The sequence below is a fragment of the Halobacillus sp. H74 genome, from assembly GCF_052246715.1.
GTDB classification, from domain to species: Bacteria; Bacillota; Bacilli; order Bacillales; family Halobacillaceae; genus Halobacillus; species Halobacillus litoralis_A.
Genome location: NZ_JBQQCI010000001.1, coordinates 389,377 through 407,091 on the forward strand (window position 1 = coordinate 389,377; position 17,715 = coordinate 407,091).

General features: G+C 42.1%; 15 protein-coding genes. 3 read left to right on the forward strand and 12 right to left on the reverse strand.

Annotated features, from left to right (window positions below):
* Positions 1–12: 12 nt before the first annotated feature.
* The 4 genes from ACTWPX_RS01895 to ACTWPX_RS01910 all read right to left on the reverse strand — a co-directional run bounded on the left by ACTWPX_RS01895 (position 13) and on the right by ACTWPX_RS01910 (position 4,964).
* Complete coding sequence (locus ACTWPX_RS01895) at positions 13–1,089, reverse strand: sensor histidine kinase (RefSeq protein ID WP_443118274.1); 1,077 nt, start codon at positions 1,087–1,089, stop codon at positions 13–15.
* Positions 1,090–1,141: 52 nt separating this feature from the next.
* On the reverse strand, positions 1,142–1,546 hold the full coding sequence (locus ACTWPX_RS01900; protein ID WP_443118275.1) for a hypothetical protein: 405 nt from the start codon (positions 1,544–1,546) through the stop codon (positions 1,142–1,144).
* Between the two features lie 288 nt (positions 1,547–1,834).
* Entirely contained in the window at positions 1,835–4,177 is a 2,343-nt protein-coding gene (gene helD / locus ACTWPX_RS01905) for an RNA polymerase recycling motor HelD (protein ID WP_443118489.1), read from the reverse strand.
* A gap of 283 nt (positions 4,178–4,460) precedes the next feature.
* Positions 4,461–4,964, reverse strand: a complete 504-nt coding sequence (locus ACTWPX_RS01910) for a phosphoribosylanthranilate isomerase (RefSeq protein WP_443118276.1) — start codon at positions 4,962–4,964, stop codon at positions 4,461–4,463.
* Positions 4,965–5,225: 261 nt separating this feature from the next.
* On the opposite strand from ACTWPX_RS01910, the gene ACTWPX_RS01915 reads away from it, so the two are divergent.
* Together ACTWPX_RS01915 and ACTWPX_RS01920 are read left to right on the forward strand one after the other, a co-directional pair.
* Positions 5,226–5,747, forward strand: a complete 522-nt coding sequence (locus ACTWPX_RS01915) for a DUF2179 domain-containing protein (RefSeq protein WP_443118277.1) — start codon at positions 5,226–5,228, stop codon at positions 5,745–5,747.
* Positions 5,748–5,862: 115 nt separating this feature from the next.
* Positions 5,863–6,978, forward strand: coding sequence for a glycerol dehydrogenase (locus tag ACTWPX_RS01920; RefSeq protein WP_443118278.1), 1,116 nt, complete (start codon positions 5,863–5,865; stop codon positions 6,976–6,978).
* 165 nt (positions 6,979–7,143) lie between these two features.
* Here the strand turns inward: ACTWPX_RS01920 and ACTWPX_RS01925 are convergent, their stop codons facing one another.
* The 5 genes from ACTWPX_RS01925 to ACTWPX_RS01945 form a co-directional block, all read right to left on the reverse strand.
* Entirely contained in the window at positions 7,144–7,494 is a 351-nt protein-coding gene (locus ACTWPX_RS01925) for a DUF2200 domain-containing protein (RefSeq protein WP_443118279.1), read from the reverse strand.
* A 139-nt stretch (positions 7,495–7,633) separates the two neighbouring features.
* Positions 7,634–8,959: a DUF2252 domain-containing protein gene (locus ACTWPX_RS01930; RefSeq protein WP_443118280.1), complete on the reverse strand. Its 1,326-nt coding sequence runs from the start codon at positions 8,957–8,959 to the stop codon at positions 7,634–7,636.
* Between the two features lie 243 nt (positions 8,960–9,202).
* Positions 9,203–9,922 (reverse strand): alpha/beta hydrolase, encoded by a 720-nt coding sequence (locus ACTWPX_RS01935; protein ID WP_443118281.1) that lies wholly within the window; start codon positions 9,920–9,922, stop codon positions 9,203–9,205.
* Positions 9,919–10,092 carry a hypothetical protein gene (locus ACTWPX_RS01940; RefSeq protein ID WP_443118282.1) on the reverse strand — a complete coding sequence of 58 codons (174 nt, stop codon included), beginning with the start codon at positions 10,090–10,092 and terminating at the stop codon, positions 9,919–9,921. The genes ACTWPX_RS01935 and ACTWPX_RS01940 overlap by 4 nt, the downstream gene beginning before the upstream one ends.
* Positions 10,093–10,129: 37 nt before the next feature.
* The gene (locus ACTWPX_RS01945; RefSeq protein ID WP_443118283.1) at positions 10,130–11,059 is read right to left on the reverse strand and encodes a hypothetical protein; all 930 of its coding nucleotides are present in this window, start codon (positions 11,057–11,059) and stop codon (positions 10,130–10,132) included.
* Positions 11,060–11,324: 265 nt separating this feature from the next.
* Between ACTWPX_RS01945 and ACTWPX_RS01950 the strand changes: the two genes are divergently transcribed.
* A complete protein-coding gene (locus ACTWPX_RS01950) occupies positions 11,325–11,843 on the forward strand; it encodes a GrpB family protein (RefSeq protein WP_443118284.1) in 519 nt (172 codons plus the stop codon).
* Positions 11,844–11,873: 30 nt separating this feature from the next.
* Here ACTWPX_RS01950 and ACTWPX_RS01955 read toward each other — a convergent pair whose 3' ends face one another.
* The 3 genes from ACTWPX_RS01955 to ACTWPX_RS01965 form a co-directional block, all read right to left on the reverse strand.
* The gene (locus ACTWPX_RS01955; protein WP_443118285.1) at positions 11,874–13,223 is read right to left on the reverse strand and encodes a dipeptidase; all 1,350 of its coding nucleotides are present in this window, start codon (positions 13,221–13,223) and stop codon (positions 11,874–11,876) included.
* 627 nt (positions 13,224–13,850) lie between these two features.
* Positions 13,851–15,887 (reverse strand): catalase, encoded by a 2,037-nt coding sequence (locus ACTWPX_RS01960; RefSeq protein WP_443118286.1) that lies wholly within the window; start codon positions 15,885–15,887, stop codon positions 13,851–13,853.
* 325 nt (positions 15,888–16,212) lie between these two features.
* On the reverse strand, positions 16,213–17,700 hold the full coding sequence (locus ACTWPX_RS01965; RefSeq protein WP_443118287.1) for a glutamate synthase subunit beta: 1,488 nt from the start codon (positions 17,698–17,700) through the stop codon (positions 16,213–16,215).
* Positions 17,701–17,715: the final 15 nt, after the last annotated feature.

A 17,715-nucleotide genomic window follows, 5' to 3' on the forward strand; every position in this document is an offset into this window, starting at 1 on the left:
CAACACCCCTCCTTATCCCATTTTCGGCACAGTAATCGTTACATCTGTCCCTTCTGCGGAATCAATGTGCAACGTCCCGCCAATTAACAGGAGACGCTCTTTCATACCCACAATTCCACTTCCGAAATTCTTTTGATGTTCGTTGTGAAGCGACATCCCTTTTCCATCATCTTCTATTATCAGAATATACTCCCGGCCGTTGCCATGAAGAGTTACTGTACACGTTTTTGCTCCACTGTGTTTTAAAACGTTTGTGATACATTCCCGTAGGCACATGCCGAGGATATTTCTCGTGATGGGGGGGATCTTTTCAAACGCACAATCGATCTTCCGATGAAAAGCGATGTCCGCCCAACTAAAAACATCTACTGCATGCTCTAGCTCTTCCTCGATATCTACTGACTGCATATCGCTGATGAGCTGCCGGACTTGAAGTAAGACGGAGCGTGAAATCTCCTGAATTGCATTTGCTTCTTCGATCGCTTCTTCGGGATGTTCCCGTATGAGCCTTTCCATAAGTTCACTTTTCAACGTTATCAATGAGAGCGTATGACCGACAGAATCATGCAGATCCCTTGAAATCCTTTGGCGCTCTTCATTTTTTATCAAGTAGGTAATCTCTTCGTTGGCGACCTTCAGTTCTTGGTTCATGATCATTGATCTGTGATATATTTTCACTACAAAAGGGAGAAACAGAACGGTGATGACAAGTGGTACCCAATAAAACTGCCATTCCTGTTGCTGCATTTCATAATAAAAAAATACCGAAGCAGCAAAGCTGACACTTGCCAGTCCTGTGAAAACCCGGATAGATTTCTGCGACAGAAAAATCCCAGCCACCATCGCAGGGTAAAATCCAAGCACAAGATTCCAGGGTGAATATAAGGCACCGATGACAGCTGCGATTCCCACTTGAATGGAAATGAAAAGCTTTCTTGACGAGTGATACTTGATGCTTAGCCAATAACAGGCGGCCAATAGGATAAACAACCCTAAACTTCCAGCCCACGCCCAATTATAGGGACCGAATAATGAATAGATTCCTGGAAGGATAAGAGCTGCCATCAGCATAGTTGTTGAGCGTTTCATTTTTGATATCCTCCTTTTATCCTCCCAAAATTCTGCAAATACTCCTTAACCATTAATTTACCTTTGCCTGTGGATTTTCCTGCAAGACCGGCTTTTCTTTTCTCATCCATTTCGGAATCAGCCAGAATGAAAGGAGAGCTACAACGATATGGACTGGATGATCTGCGACGCCGAATTGCTCCTGTGGTGGGTTTACGATAACATTTATTGTGAGAAGGCCAGTGACGCCGGCAACAACCAATCCATAATACAAAAAGGCTCTCGATGTTTTCCGGTCCAGCCTTTTAAAAATAAAGGCACCGGCTAAATTCACAAGAAGGCTGGATAGCATAATTGAGACAAAATTTAATTCCTCGAACCAGAGGCCAGTTACCCAACCGATCATATACTCTGTGATCAGGGCTGCTGCACCGCACAAAATTCCGATAGTCATCCCGACAATTAAACTTTTTTTCATTTAAAGTCACCTCATTTAAATTTATACCTTAAGTTTACTGAGGTCGGAGCAAGTATTTTAGTCATGAACATCAGGTATTTCACATGATGAATATCATAATTTGTTCTCCCAGGGAAAATCACAAAACATTAAAAAAACCCGCCCACAGACCAAAGCCTAAGGACGAGTTTTAATTCTCGCGTTCCACGATTTCCAATGGATGTTACTCATTAAGTTTTGCGTGCCACTCTCTTTGTCGCCTCTTCTGAATAAGCGCCCTGTAGAAATAGCCGTCCCTGCACGACATTCTTAACCCTCAGTTTCCAATAATTCTTCAGCTCCAACGTTATCTAAAAAGTAACTCGGCTCGCCTACACTATATATTTGCAAGTGATGCATCGCTCTGGTACACGCCGTATAAAACAATCGGCGCAAATTTTCCTCTCCATAAACCTGATTTGAGGCATCATAAATGATGACAGCATCAAATTCGATCCCTTTTGCCAGATAAGCAGGAATGACTATAACCCCTTGTTGGTACTCCCCCGTGTTCTTCTTAACAAGCTTAAGATCTCTTACGGCACGAAGAGCTTGATAGGCAGATGAACTTTCTGCAGCTGTTTTACAAATCACAGCGATCGTATGGTCTCCACTGTTTTGCAAGTACTCGATTTCAGCTATGATTTCTTCGTGTAATTCAGCATGGTCCGCCAGCTTGGTGAGTGCCGGTTTCTCTCCCTCCCGGTCAAAAGCTTTGATTTGCTCCCCTTCAGGAATAAGTTGACGTGTAAAATCAATAATTTGCCTGGTAGATCTGTAACTGCGGTCTAATACGATACTTTCCGTTTCACTTTGCCCATATAAGCTGGTAAGAGCATGGAAATCCTCAAAATTATCCGCGTGAGCGAATATCGCCTGGTTAAAGTCACCCAGGACGGTCATCCTGGCAGCAGGAAATAACCTTTTTAAAAACTCGAATTGAAAGACAGAATAGTCCTGTGCTTCATCTACAAGTACATGTTTAATAGCAGTATTTGACTGGAAACCTTGAATAAGTTCCTTCAGCAGCAAATACGGGGTAGCATCCTCTTGAAAAAGACTGCCTTCCTCAAGCATTTTCCTTGTCAGAACGCATACCTCTCCCCATCCGTCAGGAACCTCTCCCTCATTCCATAACTTGGTGCTCATAGAATTTTCAAATAGCTGCTTGTATAATCTTTTAATATTAATAAACTGAAGAGCTTCTACCCTTTTGCGTAAAGGCTTCAACTTCCTGCGTACGATCATCCGGGCAAGAACCTTGTGCTGTTTTTCATAGAAATTAAAGGAATCTTCATTAAATTCTTCTGTTTTCTCTAATTGAGTATAAACCTTCTGAAGCTCTTCTTTACTGAGTAACTCGATTTCTCCTTGGACCCAGGGCTTACTCAGCTCCGTTTTTTCAATCTTATCAATCTCCCTGATTAACCACTCTTTCAACTTCTCAATTCTATTAAGAAATCGAAGTGATGTATCTTTACTATAAAAAATTTCGGTGATTTGTTTCGATGAGATGAGCGTATGCCCACGGAACTTTATACCTTTAAATATCATGCCAGAAGTCTCTAATGATTCTCTATACCTGTTGATCGCTTCAAAGAAGCTGGATGAAGCTTTAAGTTGAATACTGGCTTTTCTAGTTTTATAAAAAGGATCATCAGCAGCATTAAGTAAATATTCCAGCTGGTCATAAGGGTCCTCCACATTGAATGACTTGCCCAGCCTGTATTCCAGATAATCTTGAAAGGTTTCCTGCTGCATATTCTCTTCGCCAAGTTCTGGTAATACATGTGATACATAGCTGCTGAACATGTTGTTAGGTGAAAATAAAATGATTTGATTTGCCTTCAAAGTTTCCCGGTACTTATAAAGAATATAAGCAATTCTCTGGAGAGCAGCTGAGGTTTTGCCACTCCCCGCAGCCCCCTGGACAATTAAAAGACTTCCACGAACGTTGCGGATTATTTTATTTTGTTCCCTTTGAATAGTTGCTACGATACTATGCATATATTTATTAGACCCTTTGCCAAGCACTCCCTGCAGAATCTCGTCTCCGATAGTAAGACTAGTATCGAACATTGATTCAATCACACCATTGCTGATGTTATACTGCAATTTCTTTTCAAGGTCTCCCCGGATGATCCCACCAGGTGTAGAATATTCCGCCGGGCCAGGAGGATAGTCATAATAAACACTTGAAATGGGAGCTCTCCAATCATAGATAAGAATGTTTTCGTTTGTTTCATCAGTAAGCATAGAAACGCCGATATGGATCTGCTCCGTATCATCGGTCCCCTCTTCAGCGAAATCTATCCGTCCGAAATATGGGACCTTCTCAATCCGTTTAAGCCTTGAAAGCCTATTAAAAGCATGCCTATGCGTGCCCTGGCTTACTGACAAATCCTGTGCCTGTTGTCTCATCCCGATAATCGTCTCAAGGTAATCATCGAACGTATCCATATTAATTTTCAAATCATCCCAAAAATGCCTGCGGATATTGATAACATCTTCTTTGCGCTTTTCAGTATCTGCTTCAACCTCGTTTATTTGCTTTGCAATGGTTTCCATCACATTATCCAAATATGCTTGCTCTTTCCGCATTTCTTTGTTCAGATCAACCACTCCTTAAAAGACAAGAATTTGGGTTTGACTCCAGGGTAAATTTGTATTATAATTATAAAAGAGATGATTTATATTTTATTTTAAATAAAAAGAAGTCAATAACTAAATTTAACACAGTTTATTGATTAAAGCAATACATCTATGATTCTTTGAATACAACTACATAAATTAAACCAAGAAACCAGCTGAGCACTTAGCTCAGCTGGTTTTTCCTTTTTAACTCCCATTGAATTCGGAAGCAAGTATTTGTTAGCACAAATAAAACAGGAGCAATTCAGTCCTTACTTCCTGTTTTTTTCAAAAAATCTATTTTTCTTAAATCTTTATGATTGTTTTGATCTGCTCGATAACTATCTTTTGAAGAACCTTCATATACACATAAATATTGTTCATGGTTCAGTAAATAATACTTGACGCTGCCCTGTTGCTGCATTTCTAAATCTTTCAATTGCACTCCCGCAAAAGTCGGTAATGTGTCAATAATACCAAACTCAACAGATAACCCTCCTTTTGAAAACTCATGTTCATGTAAATCAATTAACTTATATCCCATTAAGTTCATGAGTTTCACTATATCCATCCAGTTATGTATAGACAATTCAGGCGGTACTTCCCAGCCTCTCTTATCCCCAGGTACATGGATGTCTATGTCTTCTGCATTCCAACTTTCACCTGTAATGACTTCCAGCCCAACCGATCCCATTAACAACGGAATGACATCAATATCATTTAGTTTTTGTGCAATCTTAATAAATTCATCAAACTTACAGCTATTCATTTGCGCACCTCCCTTCCCTTGATTTATCACAAACTATGTTCACTGAGCTATTGCGTATGTTAAGAAGTTAATCCTGAGAGCCTATCCATCATCCAGTTTATTGTTGGAAAAGTACGGGAATATTTTACCTCTAAACAGATTTACAGCCGGATTGGAACCTTACTGCTTTATAAGAAAAAAGCCGTAGATTAGTTTAATATTTTTTTAAATATATAAGGGATTCATAGAAAGAACTACTCACTTCAGAAAGAAGGTTTTCAAATGGCGAATATCCTATTAATTTTCTTATTACAAATCATTTTAGTGCCGACCTTATCGCTTCGTATCATTTTTGTCGTTAAAAACATGAGTGTATTTGCTGCTATTTTCGGATTTATAGAAGCATTGATTTATGTGTTCGGTTTATCCATCGTCCTAAGCGGCGAACAAAGTATTCCAGAGATGCTTGTCTATGCCTTAGGGTTTGCAGCAGGGATATTTCTAGGGAATTATATTGAAAATAAATTGGCTATTGGATATACAACTCTTACTGTCAACTTAATGAATAATAATACTGAACTTGTCTGGACTCTTCGTAACAATGGGTACGGCGTAACTGTATTCGAAGGAATGGGGAAAGATGGTGCCCGTTATCAACTTCAGATTCTGACAAAAAGAATCTTGGAAGAGAAGGTGACTAGAATAATTGAAGAATACGACCCTAATGCCTTTATCATTTCTTATGAGCCACGCAAGTTTAAAGGCGGCTATCTATTAAAAGCGATGAAAAAAAGAAAATCATAAAATCTGAAAGAGCTTTAAAACAGGGAATCTCTCTTTTTTGTTCCTATTTGTTTAACATTCCTAAACACGAGGGAAAAGTACAACCATAATAGAACATGAAAGGAATGAATTAAAAATGAAAGAACGTGTATATATAAGCCCGGCAAAATATGTCCAAGGAAGAAACGCTGTCCATAAGATTGGACAACATTTAGAAGGTATTGGTGAGACTGCTGTTGTCATTGCAGACGAAACCGTATGGAAAATTGCAGGCGATGATGTCGTATCTTATCTGAACGAAGCAAACATCAATACGAAGAATGTGGTATTCAATGGCGAAGCTTCTCCATCAGAAATGGCTCGAATTGCTGATATAGCAAAAGAGACAGAAGCTTCCATTGTCATTGGTGTTGGGGGAGGAAAAACGCTGGATACTGCAAAAGCAGTTTCTGATGAAGTTCAAGGTTACACGGTAATCATTCCAACAACGGCTTCTACAGACGCACCTACCAGCGCGCTTTCCGTTGTTTATTCAGATGAAGGCGTGTTTGAATCCTATCGTTTCTATGACAAGAATCCAGATTTTGTATTGCTGGATTCCAAAATCATTGCAGAAGCTCCTCCGCGGTTCTTAGCTTCCGGTATTGCCGATGCACTCGCTACATTCGTAGAGGTGAAAAGTGTTGTGAACAATAGCGGTAATACGATGGCAGGAGGACAAACAACACTCGCTGCCCAGGCGATAGCAGAAAAATGTGAAGAAGTACTATTTGATTATGCATTACTTGCTTATCAATCGAACGAACGAGGAGTAGTAACACCTGCTCTTGAAAATGTGATTGAAGCAAACACTCTTCTCAGCGGTCTTGGCTTTGAAAGTGGCGGACTAGGTGCTGCCCACGCTATTCATAATGGCTTCACCGCGCTGGAAGGTGACATCCACCACCTCACACATGGAGAGAAAGTAGCTTTCGGCACCCTTGTTCAATTAACAATGGAAGAACATTCTCAAGAAGTAATGGAACAATATATGGCATTATATACAAGCCTTGATCTACCAATCACCCTGGAAGATATAAAACTGAAAGATGTCTCCAAAGAAGATATTCTCAAAGTAGCCGACACAGCAACAGCCGACGGAGAAACTATCCACCAGGCTTTTTCAGTAACTGCTGAAGAAGTGGCTGATGCGATTATTGCTACCGATCAATATGCCAAAACTTTCAAAGGAATGCTGCGGTTGGGTGAATAATCCCAAGAGAATGAAAGGATTCCCGTCTACCTTTAAGGTAAGATAGATTAATTAAACCTTTTTAGTTTACCTTAATCATACAATGAAGCTTAATGAATTCTTTATCAGGCCTGACCCCTGTTGCACTATAAGCATCAGATTAGTGAGGGTCAGGTCCAAATTATATTATTTACGTAAAATCTTCTCCATCGCTTTTCCTTTTGCTAACTCATCGATCATCTTATCCAAATAGCGAATTTCCTGCATTGTTGGTTCTTCAATATCTTCCACCCGTACACCGCAGATCACCCCTTTAATCATGTTCCGCGAAGGATTCATTCGGGGAGATTCCGCAAAGAAGGTCTCAAAGTCTGTCTGTTTTTCCAATTGAGTTTCCATCTCTTCCTGGGTATATCCTGTCAACCAACGGATGATTTCATCGACTTCTGTTTTCGTCCGCCCCTTTTTTTCCGCCTTCGTAACATAATGGGGATAGACACTTGCGACACTCATTGTATAGATCCTATGTTTGGTCATGTTACACCCTCCTTTGTTAGGTGTTTTAATTAATTGTTTTTCTATTATATCATCAACAGTAATTTTGATTTCTGTCTCCAGTCTGACGTACGATGACCTTATAAAAAAGGACCGCCCGAAGTGGACCGTCCTCCTTCTGTTACTCTTCCCTTTTTTGGAACTCTTCTTCCAGCCACTCAGTGAACAACTGAAAATCCTCCTCTACCCGGTGCTTATAGAACATTCCCAGCCGGGTAAGATCGTCCACGAATCGGTCCAGATTGCCGATCGCTTTCAGAATTTCGACTTCACTTTCATGTGGAAGAGAAGCATCCACATCGGAATCTGCCCGCGCGTGAATTTTCGCTGTTACTTTCCCCATCGTTTCCACGGTCGCAAGCATGCTGTCTCTATCAAGCAGCTGTTCCGGGTCCACCTCTTCTTCAAAAGCAGTCGACTCCCTCACATAAAAGTGATGATCGCCAATCGAAAAGAAGCCAAGATAAGGATCCTGCAGATAGTGCATAGCCTTCTGAGTCTGAATCACCCGGCGGCCATGGTGCAGACCCTCTTCGGATTGAAACAGGTCATCATAAGAAAAGTAATGCCCTGTCGCTGGATAACGGGCTTCCTTTGCCTCAAGGATCACATCATCCGTATGCCCCTCGCCAGATCCTTCCACCAGAATGAAGAAACGCATCAGTCCAATGGATCCAGTCCCGGCGCCCTCCAGCTTCACAGCATCCTTAATAGCAAAGTAATCTCCTGATGAGTCTTTATTTTCGTTTAATGACTGGATATACTTCGGCCAGGCTTCTTCAAGTCCTTGCCTTTCCTCCTCGGATAACCGCTCGAGCTGCCCTTCTATTTTAAAGTGCCGCTCTCCATCCTCTACCTTAGTCATCTGATTCAACTTTTCTGTCACTTCCCGGTTTTCGAGGTTTCCCAGTGTGTTTGCCACCGGTCCGCCCGTATTGTCTTTCTTAAACAAAAGGGTGGAGGGATCCCCGCCGCGCTCTACGAATTCCCCAAGCTGATGATGATAGGCACGTAAATAAGTGTCAATAAAAGCCTCCTGATCCTCTTCTCCGTATTCGAGCTGCTCCGCGTACAGCCCGATCGACGTTGTCATACGGCACACATCGTACAGGTAAGAACCTAGATAGCCTTCATCAAAGTCGTTCGAGTCGAACACCATCTCGCCTTGTTCGTTTTGTAAACCTCCGAAATTATCGAAATGCAAGTCCCCCTGAATCCACGTCGGTTTATCTTCAGGTGTATGATAGGTAATCGGCATCCTGGAAACATCGTAATAGAACAGATAGGCGCTTCCCCTGAAAAATTGGAATGGGTTCTTCAACATTTTATTGTATTTAAGGGAACGTTTGTGATGGTCAAGTCCGAGTATTTCTCCTTCGTAATGGTCGAAGATCTCTTTTATAGTCATTTTCCGTAATCGTTTTTTCAGTTCTTCCATTGTCTCCATGATTGGCCTCCTTGGTCTATAATAACTATAAAAGTTTTCCCTTTTAGCTGCCCAAGTAAACGATTCAACTAAGGTTCAGTCTATGACTGAAGATCTTGGGTAAGGAACGATATGTAATAGTCAAAGCCGGTTGAAAGTAACAACCAGTAACTGTTAAGGAAGGGCTCATTGCATTTAATATCATTTCCATTGAAGACTTCCAAGACTTGGCTCAAAATCGAGACATTTTCAATACCTGTTATCTTAAGAAGTATTTGTTAAGAACTCTAACAAATCGTACAATGAAAATTCTTTATTCCAATGGACATAATGACCGCCATTTACTTGATGATATGTGATTGGAAGACTATGTCTCTTTAATTTTTGTATGTAGTGCTCAGTATGTCTGTGCTCTTTTTCATTGATATTTTCAAATGTTCCATAGATTAAATAAGTTGGAACCTTTATCGACTTTAACAGTTTGGGAAGATTAAGATTATAGTACCCAAACATTAGATTTAAACCTTCCACAGAGAATTCAGCTTGTTGTTTTATTGCCATCCTGACATATTCATTTTCTTCAATACCCATACGTTCACAAAAGCGCTTCACATCATCTTCAAAGTCTACCTCCTGTTCATTACCCTGAATAAATAAAGGCGCCAATTTAATCAAAAAAGGTTTTCTGAATATCTTTACACATACATTTATTAGCGGAAATATATAAGCGAATGGCCCGAATTCTGACTTCGGGATTCTAGGAAATGGTTTGTGTCCCTGGTCTAGCAAAACCAGTTTATTCACTTTGTCAGGGTAATGAACCGCAAAGGATAATAATATGGCCTCACCTAAGGAATGACCTATTAAATCAGCCTTTTCTATATGATTTTGTTCCATATACTCTTTTACCCAGTTTGCTAGATGCACTGAAGTGATTTTCCCATCAATACCTTTGCTATTTCCTAAACCAGGCAAATCAATCACTCTGTTACTTCCCAATTCGGAAAAAAGGTATTGAATGCTTCCATCAGCCAGTCAGCGATGACATCAAGCAAACGATCAGTGAAACGGGATGAGTCTTGTTCATAAGCCTGGTATTCTTGTTGTTCAAGAATTTCTCTCAACTGCTCTTTATCCTCATTGGAAGAATACACTGAATTCACCTACCATCTGGACTAAGTCTTCGGTCGATTACGACTCTTTATAAGAAGCAACCATCTCTTCCAAGTCATCCGCTTCATTTCTTGTTTTCAAGTCAAAGTACATGACCGTATATCCTACCATGAGGAAAAGTGTCGTAATTACTGTAGACACATCGGTCACAATTCTTCCAAGAATGCTTCCTCCGAGTAAAAACACGGATAGACCTTCAATAATCGATGTAAGAAGCATGATGATGATAAAGAACACGACGAACAGACCAAGTGTCGACCAGAAACGCCCTTTTGTCAGCTGCCAGCTTTTTGAGAGCCCTGGGGCTACTTTTTGAAAGACGACAGATGCGAAGAACATACTCCACTTTGTCGCCAGGAAAGCCAGAGCAGCTAAAAGCAGGACCGCAAGAATGATGGACATAAAGAGTCCATGACCTGCCCCTGCAGTAGCGAAACTCATGCCGCCACTAATGCCGAGAATCAAAAAACCAATGAAGAAGCTACCGCCTAAAATCAGTCCAAGAAGTGCAGAGCTGCCGACAAGCGGCCAGAACCTTGAGAAGGCCCCTTTTACAGCTTGTTTTTTTCCCCACTCCTCGCCTTTCAGCACCTTACTTGTCGCTACAATGATTGAAGCCTGAGCCATCGGGTAGACAACGAGAGCAAGGACCGAAGATAGCAGCATATAAAGGATTTCTCCGCCTGGACCCATGTTTGAACCGACAATCTCCTGTGTCGCTGCTGCTGTATCCAAATTATCCATGATCCCTTCACCGAAACCGCCATCTGTCTGCCTTCCGAAAATACTTACGCCACTTAATGCCATAAATAAATAATTCAAGATGTAGAGCGGTCCCAGAAGTATTAATAAAATGAGAAATAATGGTGCAAAGTGTTTTTTTGATATACTGAACGTAGTATCCAATACTTCTCCGAATGATTTTGGTCTTGATTGTAATCGTTCCATTTATTGACCTCCTAGAAAATTGTTTCACTTCCTATTATTCTAACACTTCCTTCTCAATTTTTGACAAAAAAAGACAAAATCAAAGGACACTCTTTTCAGTGAAAGGAAGATGCGTATATGAAAGAATGGGTAGGTGTATGTGTGAATTGCGCAGATGATATTTATTGCAAGAACGGTTTTTTGGAAGGTGTCATAAATGAGGACCGCACACTGATCTGCTTCTCTTGTGAGGAGCACCTAAAGAATTGGAAGGAGGAGGTTGATGATGAGTAAATCTCGTGTCCAATTACATCATTACGACCCCGCATGGCCGTTGGTTTATAAAGAAGAGTATAAAAGAATCCGGCAGGTTTTGATGGATGATAAGAAAAGGATTGAACATATCGGCAGCACTTCCATCCCAAACCTCACTGCTAAACCTATCATTGATATCCTTGTGGGCATCCCGGAACTATATAAATTCTCTGAATACTTGGAGCCTTTATCCAGCATCGGTTATGAATATGTACCCAAGCCAGAATGGAAAGAGCGTAAATTTTTTCGTAAAGGCCCTAAAGGATACGGCACTTTTCACCTCCATATTTGTGAAATCCATGGAACAGAATGGACAGAGAAACTGGCTTTTCGTGATTATTTACGCACACAACCAGAGAAAGCAAAAGAGTATGAAGCCCTTAAACGCCAGCTGGCCCATTCCCATCAAGAAGACCGCTCTCTGTACACAGAAAAGAAAGCTCCATTCATAAGGTCTGTGATTGAAGATATGTATTCACAAAAAAGCTGAGACCCACTTTAAGAAGATCTCAGCTTTTTCTTATATTTTCTTGAAATACTGACACACCGTTTCAATGCCTTGCGTGAAGTTTTCAATGTGGAAATGTTCATTTGGGGCATGTAAGTTCTCTGTAGGTAATCCAAAACCCATCAGAACGACAGGGGCTTTCAGCACACGCCCGAACACTTCAACGATTGGAATCGAGCCGCCTTCTTTCGGGAATAATGGCCGCACATCATACACTTCTTCATAAGCGGATGCAGCAGCTTGAATAAGTGGGTGCTTAGAGTCGATTGCTACCGGATCTGCTTTGATAAACTGATGCAGGCTGACCCTGCATCCGACAGGTTTGTATGCCTCGATATGACGTTCGATTGCTTCAAAAACTGCCTCTGGTTTCTGGCTGCCGACTAAACGGCAGCTGATTTTCGCACTCGCTTCTTTCGGAACAATGGTTTTCAATCCTTCCCCTTGAAAACCGCCTGTGATGCCATTGATTTCAAGAGTTGGCCGGATGCCGACACGTTCCTGGAATGAAAAACCTTCCTCACCGAATAAATCTTCCAGTTCCAAATCTTTTTTTGTTCTCGTTTGATTGAAAGGGATTTCTGCCATTTCTGACCTCAATTCTTCAGTCGGCTCCGGTACACCCTCGTAAAATCCTTCTACTGCAATACGACCGTTTTCCATGTGCAGCGAATCAAGCAGTTGGACAAGTCCGTGGATCGAGTTCGGCACGCCTCCTCCATATGTTCCTGAGTGCAGATCTGTATTCGCTGTTTTTACCGTAAGTTCCATAGCAAGTGCACCACGCAGCGACGTGCAAATAGCAGGTTGTCCCTTTTCAATGAAAGAGGTATCACTGATAACGACAGCGTCACAAGCAAGTTTCTCTTCATTCTCTTTAATAAAAGGGCCGAGGTTAGGGCTGGCAATTTCCTCTTCCCCTTCAATGACAAACTTCACGTTGACAGGTAATTCTCCCTCTTGCTTCATTAATAAATCGACAGCCTTGATGTGTATATATAATTGCCCTTTATCATCTGTCGCCCCTCTGGCGAAAATTTTCCCATCACGAATTACAGGTTCAAACGGTGGTGTTTCCCATAAATCAAGGGGATCTTCAGGCTGGACGTCATAATGACCATAAATAAGGACGGTAGGCTTGCCTTCAGCGTGCAGCCAATCACCGTAAACGATTGGATGTCCTTCTGTTGGGATAACATCCACATTCTCCATCCCGGCGCTTGTTAATGCCTTTGCCGTCCACTCAGCGGCATGCTGTACATCCTCTTTATACTTGGATAGAGAGGAGATACTGGGGATGCTTAAATATTGTTTCAGCTCTTCAAGGAACTCATCTTTATGTAATGCAATCGCATCTTTCATGTTATGCCTCCTCGACTTGATTTACATTCATTATACAAAATAAAAGCAGAACCGTCTTGAAAGAAGAGGTTTCATATAGTGCAATAATAAAAAACTCACCCTTGGACGAGGTGAGCTGTTTAAATCGTTTTAAGTTATAGTAATGAAATAATGAATCCGATCACGACGATTAAACCAATGATCATTAAGATTGTACGTATCATGGGATCACCTCTCTGTTTAGTTGATTTATTCTTCCTTTCCCTTATGTTTCGTGTATTTAAACAATCTATTCGATAAATCGTTCTTATTCCTTATACTTTGCTCCATTTTTTAAGATAGGTTTAAAGTTACTTATGCGTTGAGAAATGGGGTCTTAAATGGATCACTATCCGCGGAGAGGACAGCAAGCCTCATCGAGCTAAAGCAGAGGCAGATGAAAAACCCTCTTTAATGGAGAGGAGCTGTTAAAGTTTGTTGTTGCTTCTCACGAATCGCTTGTGGGTGGATGCTTGCCGCGGGCACGGCCTCAGCGCACGCCCACGGAAAGCGAATTGTTTCCCGGAGCCCTTCCTCACACTTCAGATTGGAATTAAGTCTTCAAAAAACCGGCCTTGCAAGAGCAAGGCCGGTTTTTATTGAAGTTATTTACATGACTTTACGATCCCAGTGGCGGTGTGCAGCAACTGCTTCCACAAACTCTCCAGCAAAGTCATCTGCATTTTCACCAGAAACGACACCACTATTGCCATTCAATTCATTTTCCTTAAGCCAATGTACACCTTCGTGCGTAGCACCAATCGGCTTAAAGTGGGTGAAAGCTTCATTAAGGAAGTAAGAAGCCTTCTTCTTGAAAGCTTTGTCCTGTTCTTTTCCTCCGACAGCATATAGAGCATCATACAATACAGAGTCTGTCGTCAAGAATGTATGATCCACGGTCATTTCGGAGTTGTCATCCCCTTGCACTGTGCCTTGTTTATCACTGATTACTTCTACCGCGATTCCTTGAGAAGCGAAGTGATCAAGGTTTTCCTGGACATCTTTTCCATTGTAACCATCAGCCAGAATCAGACCGACTTTCCTTGTATTCGGTGAATGTTTGGTATTCGCCTGACTTAGAGCAGGAGAAGACTTCGTTACATCTGAACCACCATTTTTAGGCGGTGTCACACCGATGTTTTCGGCAAAGGCTTGAGTGAGCTCCAAGCTTACATTAGAGAACATCTCGACGATTTGCTCACGAACGGCTACACTTTCAACTTTACCTAATTCAAAACTGAACGCTTGAATCAAGTGATCCTTCTCGTGATCACTCATACTGTTCCAGAACAATGCCGCCTGAGAAAAGTGATCTTTGAAGCTTTCACTGCGGGCACGGACTTTGTGCCCTTCTACTTTCTCTTGATAGTGTTTATATCCGCCTTCTTCTTCTCTGGCAGGTTGTGGTGTGTTGCCTGCCAGTGAGTTTTTATGATAACTCACTTGACTAGGGTTGATGGTCTGACGGCCATAACCGTCTCGCTGGTTATTGAAAAATGGGCAGACAGGGCGGTTAATAGGAAGCTCATGGAAGTTCGGTCCACCAAGACGAATCAGCTGTGTATCAGTATAAGAGAATAAACGCCCCTGCAATAATGGATCATTTGTAAAGTCGATACCAGGAACTACATGACCAGGATGGAAGGCCACTTGTTCTGTTTCGGCAAATACATTATCAACATTTCTATTCAGGGTCATTTTACCGACGATTTCTACCGGGACGTCCTCTTCCGGCCACACTTTAGTTGGATCGAGCACGTCAAAATCAAATTTGAACTCTTCTTCTTCCGGAATGACTTGGATTCCCAGTTCATATTCTGGATAGTCGCCATCTTCTATCGAGTTATACAAATCTCCACGGTGGAAATCCGCATCTTTACCAGAGACCTTCTGAGCTTCATCCCAAACAAGAGAATGGGTGCCAAGCACAGGTTTCCAATGGAATTTTACGAAATGGGACTTGCCTTCTGCGTTAACGAGACGGAACGTATGCACACCGAACCCTTCCATCATACGGAAGCTTCTAGGTATCGCACGATCGGACATCGCCCACATCACCATATGAGCAGATTCCTGGTTATTGGCGATGAAATCCCAGAAAGTATCGTGGGCAGAAGCTGCTTGCGGCATGCCGTTATGTGGCTCAGGTTTCAGCGCATGCACTAAATCAGGGAATTTGATGGCATCCTGGATGAAAAAGACCGGGATGTTATTTCCAACAAGATCATAGTTCCCTTCTTCTGTATAAAACTTCGTAGAGAAACCGCGGACATCACGCACCGTTTCTGATGAACCTTTGGAACCCGCCACGGTCGAAAACCTTACAAAAGTAGAAGTCTTCTTTGATGTATCTGTTAAAAAGTCAGCTTTCGTATATTTCTCTAAGGATTTGTACAATTCAAATTCACCGTGGGCTGCGAATCCTCGCGCATGGACGATTCGTTCAGGAATACGTTCATGGTCAAAGTGGGTCATTTTTTCACGAAAATGAAAGTCCTCCATCAACGTCGGACCTCTTTCCCCTGCTTTCAGGGAAAATTCATCTTCGGACACTTTCAATCCCTGGTTCGTTGTCGTATGTTTGTCAGTGTCATCCACTCGGTACTGCTCCAGTTGCTCATCTTTCTTTGACTTGTCCTTACTCATTGAGCTCCTCCTCTGAATCTGAACTTTAGAATATTAAGTAAAAAATAAACATTACAATTTATGTACCCAGGCATTCGACAAAATAAACTCTTCAGAGGATGGACTTGGAAGAAAATTTAAGGACAAAAGGGGGAAGTGCCATGTCCCCCGATATTTAGTGGAAAATGGCAGAACATTTCTTTCCACAAGAGACGCAGAGGAACTTCAGAAGCAAAATTATATATTCTATTATTCCAAACAAAAAACCGAGTGGAAAATCGCAAAGATTTTCCACTCGATTAATCAGGCTGGCGCTGAAACTCCACCCTATTTTAGCAATTTGAGTTTACGGGAGCTGAGTACTGCCCATCATATAACGATCACATTCTCGTGCAACTTCACGGCCTTCGTTGATCGCCCACACGATCAAGCTTTGGCCGCGGCGCATATCTCCTGCTGCAAATACGCCCTCGACATTAGTCGTGTACTTTCCATATTGTGCAGCTATATTCGAACGGACAGTCGTTTCAACACCCAATTTTTCAATTAAGTCTTGCTCAGGCCCACTGAAACCAATTGCAAGTAGAACAAGATCTGCTTCCCAGACCTTTTCCGTACCCGGGATTTCTGTACGGACTTTGTTGCCTTTTTCATCATAAGAAAGCGCGACATCAATCGTGTGTACTTCTTTGATACGGTTTTTTTCGTCACCGACGAACTTTTTCGTCATGACTGCGTAGGCACGAGGGTCTTTACCGAACCTTGCTTCCGCTTCTTTCTGGCCGTACTCCATCCGATGGATAATCGGGTATTGCGGCCATGGATTTGTTTCATTGTCGCGTGTTGACCCTTTTTTATCGTAAATATCAAATTGAACAAGGCTCTTACATTCGTGACGCATGGATGTGGACATACAGTCTGTACCTGTGTCTCCACCACCGATAACGATCACGTTCTTATCTTTAGCACTGATATAGTTGTCATCTTCATGACCTGAATCAAGAAGACTCTTTGTATTCGCATGGAGGAAATCCATTGCATAGTGGATGCCCTTCAAATTGCGGCCCTGGACTTCCAGATTACGAGGCGTGGTTGCTCCGCCACAAAGGATTACCGTATCATATTCTTCATTCAATCGAGAAACAGGGTAGTCTCTCCCCACTTCTGTATTTGTAAGGAAACGGATGCCTTCTTCTTTCAAAATGTTCACCCGTCGCTCCACGATATTGTAAGGAAGTTTCATTTCCGGTATGCCATAAGTCAACAGACCCCCAACACGGTCGTTGCGCTCATACACGGTAACCCAGTGTCCGGCTTTGTTCAATTGGGCGGCTGCAGCCAGACCAGCTGGTCCTGAACCTACGACAGCCACGCTTCTTCCTGTCCGGTAGGCAGGTGGTTCCGGTTTGACCCAGCCTTCGTCGAACCCTTTCTCAATAATCGAACGCTCCACGCTTCTGATCGCTACAGGAGGTTCATTGATGCCTAATACACATGCACCTTCACATGGGGCAGGGCAGGCGAAACCTGTGAATTCCGGAAAGTTATTCATTTCATGTTCTTTTTCTAAAGCTTCCTTCCATTGACCTCTGTAAACGAGATCGTTCCATTCAGGAATAAGGTGATAAACGGGGCACCCCGTTGTCATCCCATTGACCTCCATTCCTGAATGGCAAGTAGGAACGCCGCAGTCCATGCAGCGGGCTCCTTGCTTTTGGACCTCTTCTTCTGAGAGGGGAAGCGTGTAATCTTCCCAATCTTTTGTTCGTGTTGAAGGATCGCGTTCAGGTATAGATTGACGCTCATACTCCATGAATCCAGTAGACTTTCCCATCAGATCTCCCCCTTC